20 protein-coding genes and 3 pseudogenes are annotated in these 21,293 nt (G+C 32.5%); 15 read left to right on the forward strand and 8 right to left on the reverse strand.

What is annotated here, in order from left to right; translation table 11 throughout:
- Window positions 1-32: 32 nt before the first annotated feature.
- Window positions 33-1,112 carry a WYL domain-containing protein gene (locus ACERII_RS23945; protein ID WP_373645493.1) on the reverse strand — a complete coding sequence of 360 codons (1,080 nt, stop codon included), beginning with the start codon at window positions 1,110-1,112 and terminating at the stop codon, window positions 33-35.
- A gap of 357 nt (window positions 1,113-1,469) precedes the next feature.
- Between ACERII_RS23945 and ACERII_RS23950 the strand changes: the two genes are divergently transcribed.
- From ACERII_RS23950 to ACERII_RS23970, 5 genes are all read left to right on the forward strand, one after another.
- Window positions 1,470-2,417 (forward strand): hypothetical protein, encoded by a 948-nt coding sequence (locus ACERII_RS23950; protein ID WP_373645494.1) that lies wholly within the window; start codon window positions 1,470-1,472, stop codon window positions 2,415-2,417.
- Between the two features lie 506 nt (window positions 2,418-2,923).
- On the forward strand, window positions 2,924-3,184 hold the full coding sequence (locus ACERII_RS23955; protein ID WP_373645495.1) for a hypothetical protein: 261 nt from the start codon (window positions 2,924-2,926) through the stop codon (window positions 3,182-3,184).
- Between the two features lie 29 nt (window positions 3,185-3,213).
- On the forward strand, window positions 3,214-4,035 hold the full coding sequence (locus ACERII_RS23960; protein WP_373645496.1) for a metallophosphoesterase family protein: 822 nt from the start codon (window positions 3,214-3,216) through the stop codon (window positions 4,033-4,035).
- A 109-nt stretch (window positions 4,036-4,144) separates the two neighbouring features.
- Window positions 4,145-4,711, forward strand: a complete 567-nt coding sequence (locus ACERII_RS23965) for a hypothetical protein (RefSeq protein WP_373645497.1) — start codon at window positions 4,145-4,147, stop codon at window positions 4,709-4,711.
- A gap of 950 nt (window positions 4,712-5,661) precedes the next feature.
- On the forward strand, window positions 5,662-6,945 hold the full coding sequence (locus tag ACERII_RS23970) for a histidine--tRNA ligase (RefSeq protein WP_373645498.1): 1,284 nt from the start codon (window positions 5,662-5,664) through the stop codon (window positions 6,943-6,945).
- Window positions 6,946-7,329: 384 nt separating this feature from the next.
- On the opposite strand, the pseudogene ACERII_RS23975 reads toward ACERII_RS23970, so the two are convergent.
- A pseudogene (locus ACERII_RS23975) lies at window positions 7,330-8,575 on the reverse strand (IS1380 family transposase).
- Window positions 8,576-8,775: 200 nt separating this feature from the next.
- Here ACERII_RS23975 and ACERII_RS23980 point away from each other — a divergent pair.
- From ACERII_RS23980 to ACERII_RS23990, 3 genes are all read left to right on the forward strand, one after another.
- Window positions 8,776-8,898 (forward strand): hypothetical protein, encoded by a 123-nt coding sequence (locus ACERII_RS23980; protein ID WP_373645499.1) that lies wholly within the window; start codon window positions 8,776-8,778, stop codon window positions 8,896-8,898.
- A gap of 110 nt (window positions 8,899-9,008) precedes the next feature.
- Window positions 9,009-9,302 (forward strand): hypothetical protein, encoded by a 294-nt coding sequence (locus ACERII_RS23985; RefSeq protein WP_373645500.1) that lies wholly within the window; start codon window positions 9,009-9,011, stop codon window positions 9,300-9,302.
- Between the two features lie 376 nt (window positions 9,303-9,678).
- The gene (locus ACERII_RS23990; RefSeq protein ID WP_373645501.1) at window positions 9,679-10,938 is read left to right on the forward strand and encodes a PDDEXK-like family protein; all 1,260 of its coding nucleotides are present in this window, start codon (window positions 9,679-9,681) and stop codon (window positions 10,936-10,938) included.
- Between the two features lie 271 nt (window positions 10,939-11,209).
- On the opposite strand, the gene ACERII_RS23995 is transcribed toward ACERII_RS23990, so the two are convergent.
- Together ACERII_RS23995 and ACERII_RS24000 are read right to left on the reverse strand one after the other, a co-directional pair.
- Window positions 11,210-12,100: an IS4 family transposase gene (locus ACERII_RS23995; protein WP_373645502.1), complete on the reverse strand. Its 891-nt coding sequence runs from the start codon at window positions 12,098-12,100 to the stop codon at window positions 11,210-11,212.
- Window positions 12,072-12,278: a hypothetical protein gene (locus tag ACERII_RS24000; protein ID WP_373645503.1), complete on the reverse strand. Its 207-nt coding sequence runs from the start codon at window positions 12,276-12,278 to the stop codon at window positions 12,072-12,074. The genes ACERII_RS23995 and ACERII_RS24000 overlap by 29 nt, the downstream gene beginning before the upstream one ends.
- A 430-nt stretch (window positions 12,279-12,708) precedes the next feature.
- On the opposite strand from ACERII_RS24000, the gene ACERII_RS24005 reads away from it, so the two are divergent.
- The 4 genes from ACERII_RS24005 to ACERII_RS24020 all read left to right on the forward strand — a co-directional run bounded on the left by ACERII_RS24005 (window position 12,709) and on the right by ACERII_RS24020 (window position 16,327).
- Window positions 12,709-14,922 (forward strand): CHAT domain-containing protein, encoded by a 2,214-nt coding sequence (locus ACERII_RS24005; RefSeq protein ID WP_373645504.1) that lies wholly within the window; start codon window positions 12,709-12,711, stop codon window positions 14,920-14,922.
- 16 nt (window positions 14,923-14,938) lie between these two features.
- Window positions 14,939-15,616, forward strand: coding sequence for a zinc metallopeptidase (locus tag ACERII_RS24010; RefSeq protein ID WP_373645505.1), 678 nt, complete (start codon window positions 14,939-14,941; stop codon window positions 15,614-15,616).
- Between the two features lie 39 nt (window positions 15,617-15,655).
- Window positions 15,656-15,886 (forward strand): hypothetical protein, encoded by a 231-nt coding sequence (locus ACERII_RS24015; RefSeq protein ID WP_373645506.1) that lies wholly within the window; start codon window positions 15,656-15,658, stop codon window positions 15,884-15,886.
- A gap of 147 nt (window positions 15,887-16,033) precedes the next feature.
- On the forward strand, window positions 16,034-16,327 hold the full coding sequence (locus ACERII_RS24020; RefSeq protein ID WP_373645507.1) for a ParB/Srx family N-terminal domain-containing protein: 294 nt from the start codon (window positions 16,034-16,036) through the stop codon (window positions 16,325-16,327).
- Between the two features lie 174 nt (window positions 16,328-16,501).
- On the opposite strand, the gene ACERII_RS24025 is transcribed toward ACERII_RS24020, so the two are convergent.
- Entirely contained in the window at window positions 16,502-17,614 is a 1,113-nt protein-coding gene (locus tag ACERII_RS24025; protein ID WP_373645522.1) for a Fic family protein, read from the reverse strand.
- A 169-nt stretch (window positions 17,615-17,783) separates the two neighbouring features.
- Between ACERII_RS24025 and ACERII_RS24030 the strand changes: the two are divergent.
- Window positions 17,784-18,272 (forward strand): annotated as a pseudogene (locus ACERII_RS24030) (ATP-binding protein); the annotation flags it as partial.
- A 224-nt stretch (window positions 18,273-18,496) separates the two neighbouring features.
- On the opposite strand, the gene ACERII_RS24035 reads toward ACERII_RS24030, so the two are convergent.
- From ACERII_RS24035 to ACERII_RS24045, 3 genes are all read right to left on the reverse strand, one after another.
- Window positions 18,497-19,342: a hypothetical protein gene (locus tag ACERII_RS24035; protein WP_373645508.1), complete on the reverse strand. Its 846-nt coding sequence runs from the start codon at window positions 19,340-19,342 to the stop codon at window positions 18,497-18,499.
- Window positions 19,343-19,387: 45 nt separating this feature from the next.
- The gene (locus ACERII_RS24040) at window positions 19,388-19,876 is read right to left on the reverse strand and encodes a competence protein ComK (protein WP_373645509.1); all 489 of its coding nucleotides are present in this window, start codon (window positions 19,874-19,876) and stop codon (window positions 19,388-19,390) included.
- A 193-nt stretch (window positions 19,877-20,069) separates the two neighbouring features.
- Window positions 20,070-20,339 (reverse strand): helix-turn-helix domain-containing protein, encoded by a 270-nt coding sequence (locus ACERII_RS24045; protein WP_373645510.1) that lies wholly within the window; start codon window positions 20,337-20,339, stop codon window positions 20,070-20,072.
- Between the two features lie 331 nt (window positions 20,340-20,670).
- Here ACERII_RS24045 and ACERII_RS24050 point away from each other — a divergent pair.
- Window positions 20,671-20,841, forward strand: a pseudogene (locus ACERII_RS24050) (pre-toxin TG domain-containing protein); the annotation flags it as partial.
- A 27-nt stretch (window positions 20,842-20,868) separates the two neighbouring features.
- Entirely contained in the window at window positions 20,869-21,291 is a 423-nt protein-coding gene (locus ACERII_RS24055) for an HNH/ENDO VII family nuclease (RefSeq protein ID WP_373645523.1), read from the forward strand.
- The last annotated feature ends 2 nt before the right edge of the window (window positions 21,292-21,293 follow it).

The raw sequence follows: 21,293 nt of genomic DNA on the forward strand, positions 1-21,293 counted from the left end.
AATGGGAGTTCACCTTTTTTCTCTTGATGTTACTACTGTATTTCTTCGTTTCGTTTAATTGCATTCTTTAAGTCTCCTATAATTAATTCCTCTAACTCTTTTGGCCGTATATGGTCAATAACAGTAATATATTGGAGCAACCAGTATCGCATATTTTCAATAGATGCGTTTACTTCAACTTCTATATGAGTAGAGTCTAATTCTCTAATTACTAATTTTCTATCTGTACCAAAAAAATCTATCAATTGTCCAATCATCTTGTTACCATCTTTTTCACAACGGAATCGAATTAACTTTACATCTCCACCAAACATGTATACTTGTCTATCAATAACTTTATCTTTGATATGTTCTGTGGGACTTACCTCTATATTCGTCGAGATTTTATTAACGTTTTTTATCCTATCAATTCTAAAATAACGATCATGATTGCTACCTGGATATGTACAATATAAGTAGTAATGACCACGATTTACTATTACTTTGTAAGGATTAACTTTTTTCATAGAATCATTGTTACTTCGTGATGGAATAAGCCTTTTATTAATATCATACTGACAATGAATAAAAGAAAGTTGTTTGCCTTCATTTATTGCTTCGTATATTGTTAATAAGGAATTGAAAACTGGGGCTGGTTGTATTACAGAGAATTCCGGTATAACCATCTTCTTAAATTTCTCTATAGATAAATTGGCTTCGTTTGATAAAAGATCCCCTATTTTATTTAGCAAGTTATCTTTATCTACTTGAGGAATAAATTTAGACGTATGTACCGCATTATAAAGCATAATTGCTTCTTCGGGTTCGAATAACCTTTCATTATCCAATGTTGTTTCTGCTCTTTTAGATTTAACGTTATATAAAAATGACCCTCCATCATCTGATTTTTCTCTAACTAGTTTAACCTCAAAATTAATCCCGTTACTTTCCAAATACATAAAGGTAGATATAAGGTTAGTCATTTTCTTCCTTTTGAAAATGATTCCTGTTTTTTCTGTCATTATTTCTTCGAGTTCTTTCCTAGTAAAGGTTCTTTCGCGATTTTCGTAGAGAATATCCCAGAAAATTATTAGATTTTCAAGTGTATTACTATCTTTTTTAGATTCTGTCATTATTTTTTCATCCTTAAATTCACATTTTGAATACTTATAGTCTATTTGTTAATTTAAGGTAAGTCAACTAGGGTGTGTTCCTTTTTAGAACAGCTCAATGGTAAGTTATATATAATAAATTCGTCAAAGGAGGATGCATTTAAAGAATAAAAAAGGAGTATTATAGCTTGGAACTAAACGTTGGAACAGAAACCATTTATATCAGAAAACATGATCAAAAGTAGAGAGACTCTGAAAAGGTTCGGTAAATAACCTACAGATAACATCAAAGGTCAAAATCAATTAAAAATCGGTTTTAAATAACTGTAAAAAATATTGTTGAAATCCAACCAAATGGGAGCGAAAGGGGAGTTTCCAATGAACTCATCTAATAAACCAATCAGAGAAATAGTATTAAAAATTAAGGGAGTACTCGGGATACTAGAGAAGGAGATAGTAGGTATTCTTATAGATGGAAGTAAAGTGTTAAAAAAACGAAAAAGAAATCAAAAATTATATGAAATAAGTTTCCCCGATGTAAGTGAAGAAATAGGGTCTAATGCAGATAGTATACTTCGCAAAATAAGACGAATGAAAAAGATCTCAATTGAAGATATATGTGTGAGTTTTGATGAAAATAAAAGTAAAAATAGTAGATTAGAACAGGTTATATTCTACTGTGAACTACTTAGCTTGGGAATATTGGAATATAAAGATGCAGTAGAGGATTCAGCAATTCTAGTAGAACTGAGTAATGAAATAATAAAATATAAGGAATCTATAATAGACTATATAACGAAGTACAGTAATAGAAGTTATGATGAAAAGTTGGAATTGACAGAAAATACTAAAGAACTACATAAACAAGGTGAGAAAAGTCAGTTAATAAAGACATCTTATTTATACGAAGAAATCTTTGATTTTTTATCAAACGTAGATATTACAACAGAAGAGGATTGGAAATTACTTGAGGAAAACCTAAACTATAGAAAACTAATTGTTATAAGGAAAGAGGCATCTTTCTATTTCAGTGAACCGTACAATCATATGGCTTTTAAGATTATAGAAACATATATTGATGATCTAATCTTGCTTTTATCCATAGGAACTTTTGAGGAATTTGATATACAAGAATACTCTTCTATTAAAGAAGTACTCCAAAGTATAATAAGTATCATTAATTCTCTAAGTGACATAGAACTATTTACTTATCATAACTACGATTCAGTGGAATCATCGAATCTTGATAGAATGTCTTACAATAAAAAAATGTATTATGATTCAATCGAAACCTTAAATGAAAAATTCCAATATTTATTGTATTAATTCAAATATAACGAAGCTGGCACATACATAACTTAAGTGTTTAACTTGTATATTCGGACAAAATAAGTAACTTAGAGAAGTTAGTTTAAGAAATAAGAATATGACGAACCAATTAATTCCTTCCGAATTTCATTAAGAAAACTTTCTGTTTCAGCTTCGTTTTTATGTCGATAAAGCGGCATTTTCGGAAAATGCGGCAAATAATTATTTATTGATACATTTTTCAATATAATAGCTAGAGAACTCGTATGTGTTTTGTTAATAATGGTAATCAGTAAAGTAATGGTTTGGCTAGATACAAATGTCTTTTATATCGAATGGAGAGGGAAAGTATGAAATGGAACACAAACGAAGATGCTAAATGCAGGAGTTGATTTTAATAGATTTACACCAGTTACACTACAACAACTCCTTGAAAACAATATAGATTTTAGAACAGAAGTATGGACAAGCAAAAATTATATACCCGTAATTTTTTTCAAATAGAAGTTGTTGAGGTGTTGTAATTGAAACGTGAAATCCAAACTTTTCGAGTAAATGAAGAGAGAGTTAAACTTATATCATGTAAGGTGAAAAATAAACCGAAAATGAAAAACGTTAATAATTTATACATTATTATATATGGTTATCCTACTACTTCTATTATAGCATTCCATTCGATTGTTGACATGATTGAATCAAATTATTTAATGGAGAGTGAATGGGAGTTTAAACAGTCAGAACTAGTACCTAAGGAAAAGGCTGTGGCAATTGTGAGGTATTATTAAAAATATGAGATAAGAAAGTAGGTTTTATTATGAAGGTTGATGTTGTATCAGATATTCATCTTGATTTTTGGGTAACTGTAAAGGTTGACGAAAGCTTACATAGACAAGCAGTAAGCTTATTTATTGAAAAAATAATACCAAAACAACCTTCAGATATACTAATAATAGCTGGTGATATGGGTCATTATAACTTTCAAAATGCACTATTGCTAAACGAATTATCTCATTATTATAAATATATTTTTATTGTTTTTGGAAACCATGATTTTTATATGTTAAATAGTAATTATTTTGAAAAATTTGAGAAAGATTCAATGAATCGGTGGAATGAAATGAGAGAAATTATTGATGCAATTGAGGGTGTTTATGTCTTAGAGGGAAACAAAATAACAGTTGATAATGTTGTTTTCGGTGGAACCGGAGGGTGGTATGACTTTTCCTTTGGACAAATGTACATGCATGCAACATTGCCAAGAATAAAAAAAGCTTGGTATAAATTATCTAATGATAGCAGACTTATAAAAGGTGAACCAACGGATGTAATTAAGTTCTCCAATTGTGAAAAAGAAAAGCTCTTTTCTATTATTAACGAATGTGATTTCATTGTTACTCATATTCCCCCTTTGCTACCAAGACTATTAAACAACCAATATAATGATATATCAAACAGCTTTTATTATATGGATATAGGAGATCACAAAGAAAAGCTAAGTCAAAAAACTTGGATTTTTGGACATACACATGTAAGAAAAGATCTTGTCGCTTATGGATGTAGGTTTGTAAATGCCCCTATCGGGTATCCGATTGAGGGGGAAATTGAAAAAAAGCAAATAGTAACGATAGAAGTATGAAAATAAGCATTAATTTATTAGTGAGATAATCTTTGATTTTACGTTTTGTAGAAATGAAGCTTAATGAAAATTTTAGTGAATATGTATTTGTTAAGGGGGGGATTGAATAATGGGTGTATTTGATAGTTTATTAGGATATGTAAATTGTATTCATTGTAAAAAACAAACTTCAATAGAGGTACAATGTAAAGTTGAAGACTTTTCAATGAGTATATATCACATTGGTGACTATTTAGGAGTTGAGGAAAAATATAGCATTTTAGATGTATATAAATATAATGAATGCCAGTTTTGTAAAAAACAGTTAAATGTATACCCAGTAATAAAAAATGGATATTTGTATGGCTTTTCAAATGAAAACGAATATAATGTACTAAGTAAAATATTTCCAACAGATAAAAATATACAAAAAATTACGTTGTATGTAGATGAAAAATTCATAGAAGATCCAGATATGATAATTGCAATTTTTAAGGAACAATTATTAAGTGAACCTCACAAAAAAGATTTTCATATTCAAGAGAAAAATATAAAAATTGAAAAAGAAATTGACAATATGGTTTGCCGAACATCAAGGAAAGTGAAAAATTTTGATAATAGACCAAAAGTTAATGATACTGTTTGGTTTGACAATACTAAATTATATTATGATACTTGGGAATATTCTGATAAATAATTTGTCATTTTAAAGTCTGACTTTGATAAATTATCCCAGTTATATACCTTTGAAATAGTTAGTAAAGACGGGAAAGAAACGATGTCAAATGTATATGGAGATAAAATTCTTAATAGACAACAAGCAGAAGAAAAAAGAGAAAAACTAACAGAGATTGAAAAAGAAACCATAGAGTTTGTTGATGAAAATTAAGATAAACTGGAACATAAGATACCATTCTATTCACAAGGTAATAAGTGTTTTTTGAGAAGCTAAAAAAGAAGGGTAAATACCTCGAAGTTTTAAGTTTTGGTCGAAACGCTTACACAAAATGAAATATATAAGTGTTTTTAATACTGACACATTTATAAAGTTAATTACAAGAGCGCATTGAAACTATTTCTGATAAAGGTGTAGATTATAATGTGTGCTAGAATAGAAATTTGTCCTCATTGTAAAGCTAACCTACAGGGGAAACGTATTCCTAAGAGTTCTCAAAAATCATGCGATAAAGCCTTTTATACTAGGAAGATAGGTATTACATCAATGGAAGTAGATAGTATCATAAAATGGCAATGTCCTGATTGTGGTGGTTTTTGGGGTAAAAGACAACAGTATCTCAAATAGGGGCAGTGAATATAGGTTCCACGTATTTAATTAAAATAATTTATAGGGGGAGAAGGCGGTCGATATTCAGACTTGGGATCTGGCACCCTTTTTCTAAAGTAAATAATGAAAAATATAATGTAATATGATAAAATAAACAAAATTTAGAGGTGGGTAAAATGTATTCATTTAATTATTTTCTCACATTTACACAACTACATCATCATATTAGTTAGCTTTGCTATACGATTTTATAAAAAATCGAAAATAGGAAGGCTATTTATCATTAAACCGTATTTGATTTAATTAGAAACTTAAATCAAGTGCGGTTTTTTATATCTAAATGAAAATTGGAGGTTAAGGTAATGAAAAAAATGGATTATCAAAATGTTAAGGGTACAAAAGATTATTTGCCAAATGCAGAAGTAGTACGAAGAGATATTAGAAGATCGTTAGAGGATGTATTCATTCAATACGGGTGTAAACCATTGGAAACACCGATTTTAAATTATACAGAATTACTATCTTCAAAATACGCTGGCGGGGCAGAAATTTTAGAAGAAATGTATACATTAACTGATCGAGGTGAAAGAGATTTAGCTTTACGATATGACCTTACTATTCCTTTTGCAAAAGTCGTGGCAATGAATCCGACTTTGAGGATACCTCTTAAAAGATATGAAATAGGCAAAGTATTCAGAGATGGACCTATTAAAACAGGAAGGTTACGAGAATTCACACAATGTGATGTAGATATAGTTGGAGTAGAATCACAAATAGCGGAAGCTGAACTAATGGTGATGGCATTAGATATTTTTAGTAGGCTTGAATTAAATGTGACCATTCAATATAACAATCGAAAATTACTTACAGGCATACTCGAAGTTTTTGGTACAGAGAATGCCAAGATAAACAAAGTAGTGTTAATCCTGGATAAGCTTGAAAAGGTGGGCATAGAAGCTGTTATCTCAGAGCTTAATGAACTGGGATTAACTACTTCCGCTATTAAATTAATTAAACAGTTTTTAACTGATAAAAATAATTCAAATCTCAGTTATTTTGAACCGTTTTCAAAACAAAATGAAAAAGTAAGGCAAGGTTTGGAGGAATTAAGGGCGTTAGACTCTTTCCTATATTATCTTAATGTAAACAAGCAATGTGTATTTAATCCTTTTTTGGCTAGAGGATTAGAAATATACACAGGAACGATATATGAGATTTTCTTATCTAATCAATCTATTAAATCGAGCATCGGAAGTGGTGGAAGGTATGATAATGCGATTGGTGGGCTAAAGGGAACTAACGAAAACTTTTCAACCGTTGGAATTTCTTTCGGGTTAGATGTCATTTATACAGCTAAAAGTATGTCTGATACACAGTTAAAAGAAAATCCAAGTATTGATTATTATATAATCCCGTTAGGCACTCAAAAAGAGTCATTACTTGTAGCGAATTTTTTAAGAAAAAAAGGCTATAAAGTGGAATTTGAAATGAGTAACAAAAAAATAGGCAAAGCCTTAGAGAAAGCAAACAAAGAAAAGATTCGCAGTGTAATAATCATTGGAGAAGAGGAAATCAAAAATAATCAGTTTAAGATAAAGAATATGATTTCAGGTGAGGAAACGATTGAAATATACCGATTTAAATAATTTAGGTAAATTCAAATTCGATATAATTTCATTGTTTTTACCTGTTCTTATAAAAGTTCAAACTTTAATGGTGAAAGCCTTGTCCAAATAATTTATTCCTAAATCAATATCCATGGGATGAGTCCTTTTTATTGGATTTGGACTGGATTATAACCGACTTATCCATATAAATTATATATAAACCTGAATTATATTCATACTTCGAAGTTGAGTTATAATTTAACGTATAAAATCATTATATTACATTATTTTATTTGAAATCAGAGTGACATAGCTACTTTATTTGTGATTTTAAGTATTTTTAAATGGACAATGACCGGTTTTAGGCAGACTAGTTCCCTTGGTCATGAATACAGTTAAAAAAGTGATTACTAGATAATTTATTCAGGTGAAATTCAATCTCTGAACTCGTTGAAGTACTTTCCAAAAGAATTCTTGGTAAACGAAACTTGAAGCAAGCTTAAAATACAGATAACGTCCTGACTTCACTAGATTACTGGCAACTTTAATAATTCTGGTTAGTATGGTTTCGATTTGCATGGTCTTTTTTCCTTCTGGGAAACAGAGGGTACGCAACCAGTTGGTTAAGTTATAAACTATAGAATAAACATCATATTTTTTTATTTTACTCGGAAAGAATGGCTATTAATTCTATCAAAACCGAACCTATACTTGGCTTCCTTGATGTAGTTCTCCATCGTTCCTCTTTTTTTGATAAGTAAGAACGGATCGATTCTGGAGAAAAGGCATCTGCTAAATTTGTCATAAAGAAGGAATGGGAAAACAGTAATTCGTCCGCTGGGCGTACCGATTTGATAATTACATTTCTAGGATTCGACCAACAGTTTGATTGATAGATGGTTTCTTCATAATAAATTTCCGTCTTGGAAACATTGAAAATGACAGACGGAGGGTGTAGTTCATCTGCGATTCGTTGCGAAATTGCATTTGATTTCAGACGAATGACGTAATAAACGCTCTCTCTTTCCCGCAAATCATATAAAGCATGAACAGAGAAACCACTTTCACCACGAAGAAAAGGTGTTGTCTCAGGAAACTTTTCGTTGTAATACTCAATGAGTGGTTGAATAAAATTCACTACACCAATGGAAGTATACACGTTTCCAGGTCGTAGCTTTGCTTTTAGGAAGTCACTTGTTACTCCGTCAAAGGCAACAAATGGATGGAAACCGACTGTACCATAATGAGTATTGTAAGCAGCAACTTCTCCATAAGTATCGGAATGTGTAGAATCAAAATCAAAAATGACTTCCTTTGACTGTCGGAGTTAATGCACTTTATCAACAAGCTCTTGCAAGGCTAGATTCAATTTTTCCATAATTTGATTTTCGAAACGGCTAAAAAAGCGAGACAAACTTGGCTGAGAAGCAAACGCATTTGTACCAATGATTTGATAAATCTTTTGAAGAAGTAAATTTTTATTCGAATGAAAATAGTAGCGTCTGTTGTCTTTTATGTTTAAAAAGTGCGCTAATGTAGAAGAGGAATTTATCTTTTCATCCAATTCTCTAAAAAGGAATTCTCAAGTATCGGACGAGAGTTCTCCTCAGTCGGTTGATTGTTTAATTTTTCGATTGAAATCAAGTGTTAATTGCGATAGAGTAGCCATTATAAGAACCCCCTATCTGTCGGTTATTTGGTGGTACTTTTAACATAACAGAAACGGGTTCTTTTTTTATTTATATGATGCAAGAGAATTTACTAAAAATGCTTATTAGATAGGATATTATAGATAGTCAACGTTTTCTATGAATAATTCAGGAATAAATTAGTGTTTAAGGTTTAAGGGAGAAATAAAGGTGGCGAAATATGTATAAAGAAAATGTTGCTTCTATCTTATATTTAAATGTTGTTCAGGGATATTCACAGCAGTATATAGATGAAGACGGTAATGAGAATTCCGTAAAAGGTACGATCACCTTGAACGGATAGATGATAACTTTTTAATTTTAAAAGATTATTCTAAAAATGAACTCTTTGGAATTTATAGAGATTATATACGTAAAGAGAACACCTTTAGATACAAAATGGGAGAAACTTATGTGGTTCAAGCAGAGAGAAACTATTTACCAGTAAAAAGTCGAGAAATGATTTACGAGCAAATTTTAATTAAAGTTGAATTAGATTTTAGTGTCTTTGAAGGTTTAGATGAGGATGAAATAAATATTACCAATATTGATATGGAGCCTATTTTGGCAAATAGAGAAGAAATTTTTCCTGACTTAGATATAATCAAGATATTATATATGAATATCCACTTAATGTTGATCTCTCTAAAGAAAATCATGAAAAGGTGTAATAACCAAAACAAGTATTGCTTATTATCTCTCATTTAATTATTGAAGGAGATAATTATTTTCTTGACTCTTTACTCAAGGTGAAGAAAAAGGGGGTGTAGGGGTTAGAAAGTAATTTAGTACATTCTATAATCCCAAGTGAATTTTTAAAGATTTCAGCTTTATTTTAGTTTCATCCGAAAGACGGAAATTATTTTATAGTCGAACGGTTTCGAATAATAGGTTTGGTCAAAATTAAAAGAAGATGAAGTTAATTGTATTATACCTTGCTTTTACAATACCATCGAAATAAGAGAATGGAAAATCGAATTAGATATTCGCAAAACTTTTTTCATAGTTTTAAGCATGGTTCAAAACAGTATTTTAGATAGTAAAGGGATGTTTACAAGATATTTTAATTAAGGGAGAATAATTTATGGAAAACTTAATTATGAATTTATTTGCATTAACTAATGACGAAGATTTTGAAGGATTACGAAAGTTTCATTCTCGTTCTAATACTTTTAGGGTATGTGGTATGTCACATATGGAACTATGGCACTCTAATTTTATGGCATGGTTATTAAATCCAAATGAATCGCACAATTTAGGAATGTATCCTATTAAACGATATATCTATGCTTTAATTAATTCAAAAGTGGAGGGTGACAAAAAAACTTTATTAAAAGCGCTGAAGTTACTAGAAAAATCTGAAGAATGGCATACAGAGGTTGATACAGAATACCCTATTGGTAATAATCAACGAATTGATGTTTTTGGAAGGTATACGAATAATGAAGGAGAGAAAATTGTTTTAACCATAGAACAAAAAGTTAATGCTGAGATAAGTGACATTCAATTTTCAAAATATGAAAAATGGGTAAAAGAAAGACATATAAAAAGTAATGAACTAGAAAACTCATTATTAATCTTTGTAGCAGCTATACCTGAAAAAAAAATTAAAAGAGAGTTTTTTCACGGAAGTTTATGGTTTACTTTGGATTACCAGGTTGTATTAGATGAAGTTTTATTACCTTGTTTAAACCATCAAGATATTGATATTTATGCAAGAAAAACTCTTGATGAATATATTGTTGCTATCGGTACATTTATTAATAATGAAAAGTTAGCCATTACTCAAGAAGAAAAGGAAATAGTTAGGAAAATAAAATTGAAGTATGGAAAGACTTTAACTAAAATATCAGAATTATTTTTAAAGAATAAGGAAACGGAGGAATGGGCATACGCAAGAAGTCTTGTATTTAAATACCAAAATGAGTTTGAATCAATTAAAAGCATTTTACTTAATGATGAAGATGTAAATGTAAATTGGAACTACAGAGGGAATAAAAAGAGAAATGTAGAATGTTTGAAAATAAGAATTAACGGAGAAGAAATTAAAGAAAATTTACTTGTTGATATGCTCCGTGAAGCTATAAAAAAGGCAGATGAAATAAAAGAGATAGATTTTGAAAGATTTATAGGTTTTATGCCTGGCAATAAAGCGATAAATCCTTTTTTTCATGATGATCATATGCAAATAAGGGGAAGCTGTTTTTCAATAACAAGCATACTCAATGGAAAACAATATTATGTTGAATCACGATACAGTAATAAACAAGGGATGAAAAATTTAGAAGTGTTTTTGAATGAAATTGGTTTTGATGTTGAATATGAAATAGTATATAAAAATTAGTATTATTAGAATAAGGTATTTAGATAAAAATCAACCTTAAAGAGTGAGGAGAAAAAATGACATTTAAAAATGAAAAAGGCTATAAAATAAGTCTACAAGGAAAGCAGCTGTTTTAGGAGCTATAGATTTGGCCATTGGGTGCCTGACCAATAGCTTTGCATGATTGTATTAAAATCCAATAAATAGATATTTTTTACAGTAGTTCTTCTCTGTAAAATTGAAAAAAGTGAACAGGGCATTATAATGATCTTTTTTCCTTTTTTTTCCATTTTTAATAATTGCCTAATTTAGGTGCTCGTGTTCTTTCCTGAGTGTCTCTGGATTTCAGCTTAACTAATGCAACTTTTCCATAATTTGGTTCATTTTTCCTGTCTGGTATCGGAACTTTCTGTCGGACTTTCGAGGTACTTTTCTTTTTACGCCTGAGTGCTTTTTTAAAAGATGAAACGGTTTTGTAGAGATGTGTTTGTATAAGCCTGAAGAACTCCCATGGTGACTTACATGACTCCATTTGGAGCTTTACGATCATCGTAACAACATAAGCTGTTAATGCTAAAAACATCTGGTTCCATATACCTTGTGGTTTTGTACTCCATATTTTTGTCAGCTTTAGATGTTGCTTAATCCATTTGAAAAACAATTCAATCATCCATCGATATCGATAGAGATCCATAATCTGTGCATCTGACAAGTCGAACCTGTTCGTTAAGATACGATACTGACGGTCTTTTTCATCCAAGAATTCGACATACCTAAGAGGAATATCAGAAACACCATACAGGACCTTTTCATCTTTTATGATAGACGGGTTTGTAGGTGTATACTTCTCCAATGTAATAAGACGTAAAGATTTTGAAAGCCGAACAAGAAAATTTATCTTCTTTTTCTGCCATGACATCAGATTATCTTTGGAAGGATAAGCACGATCTGTTAAATAAGTGCTGTCTGCTTCTTCGATCAAGAAATCAGATGTTTCCACATCTCCAACAATACCCGTGGAGGGTACAATCTTGTCTGGAAATACTACATCAGGCCAGACTACTTGAAGCCTAGTGTGCATTTTAACTGCATGATACTCTTTTGAAATATAAGCCCAGTCGTAGAGTTGTTTGGGTAGTCTAATCTCAGTGGAATCAATAATGCTTAAGCGCCAAATACCCATCAGGGAGTCCTTTTCTGTTTTGTGTAAACTGCTTTAGTTTCTGTACAGCATTAATAAACAGCTTCTGGGTAAACTCTGTTGGAAGTTCATTGATGCGGCGACTGAGTTGAGAGGCGCTTATGCCGGATACACCAATTTCTTTCCGCAACTTTGGATAGGCTTCCAGCTTTTCTTCCATATGAGCATAAGAACTCCATTGAAGTTCTGGTGCCCCCCGGGGCGAAAGCCTTGTTGGAGTATTGTGAAAAACCACGGATGTGGGGAGAAATCTGGGAGTTTATGAACACGGTAATGACGATATCAGCATCCTATTTCCGAAAAAGCATAGTACAACCACTAATCGAAGAAGGGAAGCTGCAGAAGAAATGTTGCCGGAACGTCAAAGAAAGTATAAATACTATATGGTGAAGAAGTAATGAAGGAACCCACTGAGTAGGCAAATGCAGCTGCTTGGTGGGCTTTTTTTATTTTAGTAGCTAATTTCTAGTGTTAAATTGGTAAATTATAGATATTTTGTTATAAAAAGTGTAAACTTAAATTAGTTGAATTTTAGCTTAGTTAATCGTTTGGTAAATAATATAAAATTGTTCTTGAAGGTGGAGTTTATAATGGATAAAGCTAAATTAAAAATTGAAACTCTTAAGCAATTTTTAAATAATATAGATGTTTTTCCGCAATTAAAGGAACCAATGTTTTCATCAATAAATAATATTCTATCGGATAAACAAAGTGTTAACGATTATAAAACTATTAAACAAGGCTTAGAGATTATTAGTAATGCAGGCAATAGAAATATTAAACAATATGAGTTTATTTCAAATCAAATCATATCACTTTTAAATGATGCCCTATTAATCAAAAGGTTCACTGAAAATGAGAAATATAGATTAAAAATAGAAATAGTTGACGAGTACGTAAAACGTTCGAAAATGTATTCTTATCATGGGTTAACAGGCATAGCTTATGATTCAATTGTACAGGCTTTAAATTTTGGGGTTATCCCTACAAGGGATTATCATATTACATTAGATGTAAACTTTTGGGGGAAAGCAATCAATGATTTTAAGATAGAATTTGCCAAAGATATATTAATATCGTTAGCAGCGATGTCATTTTACTTGAGCAGAATTTTAGGTTTCCAATATCGTGAGAACCATAAATTATTTAGTGAGACTATTAACTGGGTAAACCAGGGAAAAGAGGCAAACATTGAAGATGTTGAATATATGTGTCTATATGCTGGTTTAATAGTAATGAATGATCACGAAGAGAATAGAAAAATCCTTACTAAACTACTAAAATGCCAATATGAACACGAGAAAAACAGTACAAATAAGATAGGGGCTATTTTAATAACAGAAACAATGGCTTCTAATTTTGGGGTTTTAATTGGTGAGGATCCTGTCATTTGGAGTGAAAGAGGGTTAGCTTTCAAAGATGAGATGCCTCTTGAAGATCAAACATCTTTAGAATTAACAGTATTATTAAGAAATGATAAATTCTACAAGGAAGCCATCTACGAATGTCTACATAAATATTTAGACCATTTAAATACAAATTGTGAAAGTCTGATTGTAAACTATCATCAGAGAATGCGGATGAGTGAATGTATAAATAGAACATTGTCGGTAGCAGTTAATAAAGGAGAATTTGATTTTGCAATTAAATGTGCAAAATTGTGGCGATCTTATACAGGTGGCAATATTAAAATGGAAACTGGAGATGATAACGAATTATTTATTTTGGCTTGTCCGACCTTGTTTGAAGATAAAATGATTTATATCCTATGCGAAAATGGAATGACAAGTTATTTTGAGTACGATAGAAGTATAATATTAAAAGAATTTATAAGTATCAAAAATGAGTTTGAAGGAACTTGGACTGTTATTTCGCATGATGAGAACCCATTAGCAAAACCGAAGAGACCAATACCATTAGAAGGTAAATCATCTGGTTATGAGAATGCGATAAGTGCGTTCTATGCTATCGAAGAGATAGGGAAGCGTTTATCTCATGTGTCTCAAGACAAAAAAATTAAATTGCTTGAAGTTCCCTGGACTAATACTCCTATAGTTTCAAACCTTTCTTTAAAAGTAGATAGGTCGATCTCCTTTTATGTTCAGGAAACACAAAAAAAATCCTCGAAAATTAAAAAAGCACTTTTGTGGTGTAATCCTGACTTAACTTTATCTGATGCCTCATTTGAGAAAGAAGCATTAGAATATATCTTAAAAGAGAACGATATTGATTATGAGGTATTTACTGGTAATGAATGTAGTAAAGAGCTTTTCATAGAAAAGTATAGTGATGATAGTTTCGATTTAATATGGTTAATGTGTCACGGAAGTTTTAATTTTGATAATCCCTATGAATCTACTCTAACAATATCTTCAGAAGACGATATAAATATTGTTGAGTTAGAGTATATTGCACCAGAAAGGGAATCAAAAAGGTTGCTAGTGTTAAATGCTTGTCAAAGTGGTTGTTCCTCTATCAGATATGATTCGATGGGATTTAGTGGTTTAGGTCCTTCTTTAACGAATGCCAATCAAAGTGTAATTGGACATTTGTGGCTTGCCCAAAGTTTTGCTGCGTCAATTATTGGTGCGGTACTAATGTATAATTTAATGATTGAAACCGAAACCGAATACGGTGCAGCTTTAAATAAAGCAATACAACAAGTAACAAAGGATAAAAGTGATTTATTGGATGTGCTAAAAGAGGCAACTTACAATGATAGTCAAATTGTAAAATCACTTTCAGAGAGGAATGTTGATTTAAGACGACTGATGTTTTGGGGCTCTTTAGTTTTATTCGATTAAGAATTGGAGGGAAATAATGAAGGTGGATTTGAATATAGAACCTTGGTTTACTGCAAGACAATTATTAAACTTAAACAACTTTAGTAATGCTGGTTTAAAACATTCGCGTGAATTTAATGAATTTAGATTAGGTATTAATAAGGATAATAGTTGGTGTGATTACCAACCTAACGCTACAACCACAGTGTATCTTAAACCGGAATCTTATGAAAATAAAGTTGAAGAACAGATAGCTGTTGCCTGTCATGAGGTAGGACACGCGATTAATTACAGATCTGGAAAAACAATGATTGGTTTTTTGAAATTTTTCACAAGGGCCCATGCACTTTTGTTTGTCCCGTATTTAATATTAGCAGCCTTATGTCCATGGACATTAGATTTTGCTCCAACTTATTTTACATTTTCTGTGTTCCTCTTTTTAATTATATTAGCACTGATGTTACCTTATCATTTTATTTATAAAAGGGACGAAGTTAATGCTTGGGTAAAGGGAAAGGAGATTTTTGAAAGCTTAATAAAAACTGGTACCGCAAGCCAAGTAGTTATCTCATCTCAAAGTAGTATAGAGAGTATAATAGACAAAAGAATTGCCAATTCGCGTAAGATAAACGGAACCCTATTAGTAGTGTTAGGTATAATATTTCTAATAGTAAGTACAATTATTAGGATGCTTTTTGTGAATTTTTGTATATGATGTAAAACTGGATAGTGAAATAAAGGTGGGTGATTGATTATGAAAATAAACAAATCTTGCGAGACATGTGAGTTTAACTTTAGTGGTAAATGCGCAAGCCATGGCAGTGATTATGAATATGGTGGAGAAATTATAGATTTCGAGAAACAAAGAGAGTGTTGGGAAATTGGACTAGATTACTTTAGCGAATTGGTAGATACATTACCAGAGAGACAAAAGCAAGAAGTACAAAGAGGAATTAAATCATTAAGTAACTTTTATGCAGTTTAAGAAGTACTTTGAACATAGAGATAGTCGAGCTCATCACTTAACAGGTGATGGGCTTTTAAGCATGGTTTGAAAAGTTCTGTAAAATACTGTAATAGTACAAATTACTCACTGAATACCCATTAATAAAAATGAAATGGGTGGTTCAACATGAGCAAGCAGCCAAAGAAGATAAAACTTTCCCAGATAAGGTTGGAAACAAGTTATCGAAAAAGTGAGAAGGATTTAAGTTTGGAATTAAGCATTAGTAGACAAGGGTTAAATGTGCCATTAATTGTTGAGGAAGAAGGTGAGAATCAATATGTGTTAGTAGATGGGTACCGTCGTTTTTATGCCCTTGAGTTCTTAGGGGTGGAAGATGCTGAAGAAGGTCATGGGGTCAGGTTGCTTGTCCTTCTTTTTATGCAGGTCTTCCTAATAGGCAAGGCCGTCGTGTGTATATAGCAAAGGAATAGAAATAAAAGAAATTATTACATTAGCACGTGTTTTAAATAACGATCGAGAATATAACAATTGGTTAGAAAGAGCAGGTTCTGGTTCCTAGTACCCCTAGGACTTCTGATGGATGTTACGAAACTGAGAAACAGGAACCGACCCTGTTTCTCTTATTTCTTTTCGTTAGTCTTCTTTATATCCCAAATCATTTAAAGTTAAGTCTTGATAAGCTTCTCCAATTCGATACGAAGTAATCCTTTCCTTCCCACTTGCTCCTTCAATAATACCTCTATCTAGCCAAGTTATTGCCCATTTAGTAATAGTGATTGGCTTTACTTGAAATAACTCTGCAATTTCCTTAGGTTTAGTTGGCCTATTCCGTTCTATAAGAAATCGTAATAATGTTTTTTCTTTTGGTTCTAAAGAAAGGATTCTTGGGTCTGAAGGGGTTGTCGCAAATTTAATAGAAAGATTAGCAACCTTTTCATATGCTAGAGCCATGATTCTTAGAAAATATTCAATCCAAGGGGCTAAATCATCAGGATTTTTACGCCCTTCATAATAAAGAGCAGGTAGTCCAATTTGTAAATGTTTATAATATCCTTGTAAATCTTCCACATAGTATTCTTCCATTGAGTGAAATCCTTTCACATCGTAATTCTCTATTGATAGAATGTATGATGCTAGTGCTCGTGCTGTTCGCCCATTACCATCTTCAAATGGGTGAATTGTGAGTAGTTGATATGTAGCAATAGCTGCTTTAATTGGAACAGGGATTTCTTTTTCTATGTTAATCCATTTTACCAGTGCTTTCATTAATGTTGGAACATCTGAATGTTCTGGAGGAATATATTCTGGTTGTTTTGTTTGATTATCATATACAGTAAACAGTACACCAGGTGGCATTGCACCACGATAGTTACTTTTTTTAGATTTTCTGCCAGTACCATGCTTATCAATGATAGAGTGAAGTTGTTTGATAAACTCTTCTGTAATTGGAGTTTTGTTTTGTTTTTCTTGTGATAAGAAAGAAAGAGCTTCCCAATAATTTCTTACTTCTTCTTCCACAGGAATCCTAATATCATCTTGTTTTTGTTTAACTACACGAGCAACTTGTTCTAAATCAAGTGTGTTTCCTTCTATACGTGTAGAATAATGTGTTGCCTTTAATTTAGCTTGTTCTTTTAGGTCACTTTCAATATGTGCAGGTATAGGCATCAATTCAACTATTGCTCTAGAACGTTCAATTGACATTAAGTCCTTTACGATTGGTTGGGAATAACTAAATTTAGGCATGTACAAATCATATTACCTTCCCTTCTAACTTAATTGGTATGTTAATTATACGCTATTCATACGCTAATTGGAATTTGTGGTATATAATTTGTACGCTATTTATATGCTAAATGCAATTTGAAGTAGGTTCTATATACGTTGTTTGGAGGAGCAAAGAATAATAGAGAAAGACTTCCATCAGGTTATAGGACATGAATTTGCAAAACGTGCCTTGGAAATTGCAGCCGCTGGGGAACATTATCTACTCATGGATAGTCCACCTGGATGCGGGGAAAGTCTTCTAGCGGAAACACTTCCATCTATTCTTCCCACACTGACAACAGAAGCGCAATTAGAAAAAATTAGTCTCTATCAGTTAGCTGGAGCTCCTTATTCATCACTATCACATCCACCATATCGACATCCACATCATTCTGCATCAGCTGTATCTATTATCGGTGGAGGGGCAAACCCGAAACCGTGGGAAGTATCGCTAGCACATCGTGGGGTGTTATTTCTTGATGAATTAGGCGGATTTTCCAAGAAAACATTGGATATGCTACGGCAACCATTGGAAAGTGTAAAAGTAACCATTAGCATAGTAGACTCCACCGTAACGTACCCAGCAAAATTCATTTTCATAGCAGCAATGAACCCTTGTCCGTGTGGTTACCTCGGCTGAAAGAAATTATTAAATTAGCCAGTGTTTTAAATAATGATCAAGACAATAATAATTGGTTAGAAAGAGCATAAAGAAACAAGAGTGCTATTATAATTCCCAGAAAAACGGAGACAGTTCTTGGGCAATCAAAAATTTTTCGCATGAAAACTATTACGGTAACAGAAGGAGGCACAACGAGCAGTTCATATTGCATGTGTTCACAATTAGAACTCTTTTACCTTCTAGATCTTACTTGGTGATAAAAACAACGAAATTCTCTCTCCAGAAAAAGTACATCCCATCTCTACCAGTTCATCGTAAAAGGCTTTTGAAAACTTGTGACTGATGATCCTGTAAAAGAAGGCCACTGGTTTGTGGATTGGCTTGTTTTTTATGGCTCTTACTGTTTGTTTGAAGGATGTGATAGCGAAAGGAACGATGCTGTCCGTTGGTTCGTTAAAGGATTGTTTGTAAGCTGCTATCTCTGCCATTCTCCAGAGCTCTTCGATTGTCTTGGCGCAATCAAAGTAGTTTTTCACTAGTGTTGTAAAGGCTACTGGAACTCGATCACTTGTGTAAGTATGATCCAGCGTTTCTTTACGTTTCTGTTCTTTTTTATTATTATTATTAGTTTTTAATTTTTGTTTTGTTTTATGGGGGTTCAATTTTTCGTGTGATGGTGGTTCAATTGACTGCTGTTTTTTCACAACTGACTCTGCCCAATTCGGGTGACGTTGGATGACATAAAGATTACTCGATTGGCCGCCACTATGTTGTCGTTTTAGCTCAAGTACTTTCAGTAGTCCAATATCCTTTGCTTTCACAATCATTCGTTTAAAGGTGGAGCGGGAAATCCCATTACCACTAAATTCTTCGGAAATTCCCTTCAGTATCGTACCTATCTTCACGTTTGAGACCCCAAGAACCTTTGCACAATATCGTGTTAATCGATAAAGACCGATTAGTTCACTTTTCGAAAATATATCTGGATTGCCTTTTATCCAGGCTCTCATATGGAGATTCAGCTCATCCAAACTAGTGAATTGTGAGTAATTTGAAAACTGATCAATTGTTCCATTCGCTAACATGTTACATTCTCCTTTTGGAAGCACGAGAACCGTCCCCAGTGCTTCTTATCTATATGTTGTTTTGGTGAGTGAAAAGTATTTTGTGCATGTATGGGTTCGGTTCATTTGTTTTTCGATTACTTCGGATGATACGTTAAGGGTGATTTGTTTACGGTTGTTGAAGATGATGGTGCATTGATTGGGGATTTTCGGGATTGGGATGACATGGAGGACGTGATGGTAGAAAATCCAGTTGCAGTGAAAGTTGTTTGGTGAAAGTGTTGGGAAAACAAAGATGTTTTCGTTTGTATTAATGGCGATGGGAACTTTTTTCTTGGCTGTTGTTTCGTGGATGGTGGCTTCTCTCCTTCCTTCATACGAAGCACCGCCTTTGTAACATGCTGATTTAATGAGTTCCATCGGTCTCTTTCGTATGTAAAATATGTTGTTTCCTTCTAACACGATGGTTTGGTAATCGATGTGTGCTGCAGAAAGTAGTGCGAGGGTTCTCTTGTTGATTGCATAGTCCTCTAGTACAATTGGTTGTTCATTCATTCACATGCACTCCTAATAGTTATTATATATTTTATTTTATATAAATTGATTAGATTTGACTGCTTATATATGTATTGGCAAACTGAGAGGCTCGATGTGGGATGGAGGAATAACGAGGAGAGTACAGGTCCACATTTTCGTTCATTCTAATACATTGTAGATTATTGGTAAATGATAGAAGGAGTAAGGAAGACTACTCCTTCATATTCGTTTTAGCGTTTCGTTCTAATTCTTCTGCAAGAGCCACTAACTTAGAGGGAGTAATCTTAAGGCCGAAACTAATATCAGTTAACGTATCAACAGTGATATTTCTAACTTCACCTCGTTCAATTCTCCCTATATATTTCTCATTCTTCCCTGTATAACCAGCTAAATCCTCTTGAGTATAGTTCATTTTTATTCTTAGGTGTATAATTGCATGTCCTATATAATTTGTAAGCTCATATCTTATAATATTTTCCATTCATAACCTAGTCCCTTCAAATCCAATTATTCAATGGATTTGAAGAATACTCCACACCATATATGTTCCCTTTTGATATTTATTTTTTGAATCTGGAGAGGGAGTCGTTGTAAAAATGGTTCCAAAAATGGTTCCTGACCCCCGGGGCGGTAAATTGCGAAAGTCTAAATATAATAATGTAGTAAAGATGTTGAAAAAGTGGCTGTCATTGCATAGTGGGTGGCAGCTGTTTATTTTTGATACATAGTAAAGTGTTGAGCAATTTGTATTTATATGACCATACAAGAAGTGGACCTACAACTATGTAAAGGATAACCCTAGACAAGCCGTCTCCACAGTAGCGGATTTTGTACCTATAGTAGGTAATATAAAAGGTGGATTGGAAGCCTTATCTGGCAAGGATTATATTACTGGCTATGAGTTTGAGAACTGGGAAAGAGGCCTTGCCGCAGCGGCAATCTTCGGAGGAGGTATCGCCAAAGCTGGAGGTAAAGGGTATAAACTTGTTAAGAACTCAGATTTTAGTTCTGTGCCGCATAATGCGAAGAGAGTGGATACCCTTGATAGCCATAATGTGAGTAATGTGGGGAGTGCTGGTAAGGGTATAGGTAATGGTTATAATTATTGGAATAAAACTACTCAATTTAAAAATGTGAAAGTTTACCAAAGAGATGATATTATAAATCCAAATATGAAAGATTCACGAGGTAGAACTAACCTTGAAAGAATGAAGAAAGGATTAGCTCCACTTGGTCCAGATGGAAAGTCTATAAACCTTCATCACACGACACAAAGAAATGAAAGTTCGATAGCAGAGGTTACACAGACGTTCCATAAAAATAACAGTTTTGTAATTCACATCAATCCTAATACCATGCGTTCAGGTATAAATAGGTCTGAGTTTAATAAATGGAGAACTGATTACTGGAAAAATAGAGCCAATGATTTTTAATG

This window comes from Evansella sp. AB-rgal1, assembly GCF_041820985.1.
Lineage (GTDB): Bacteria > Bacillota > Bacilli > Bacillales > Salisediminibacteriaceae > Evansella.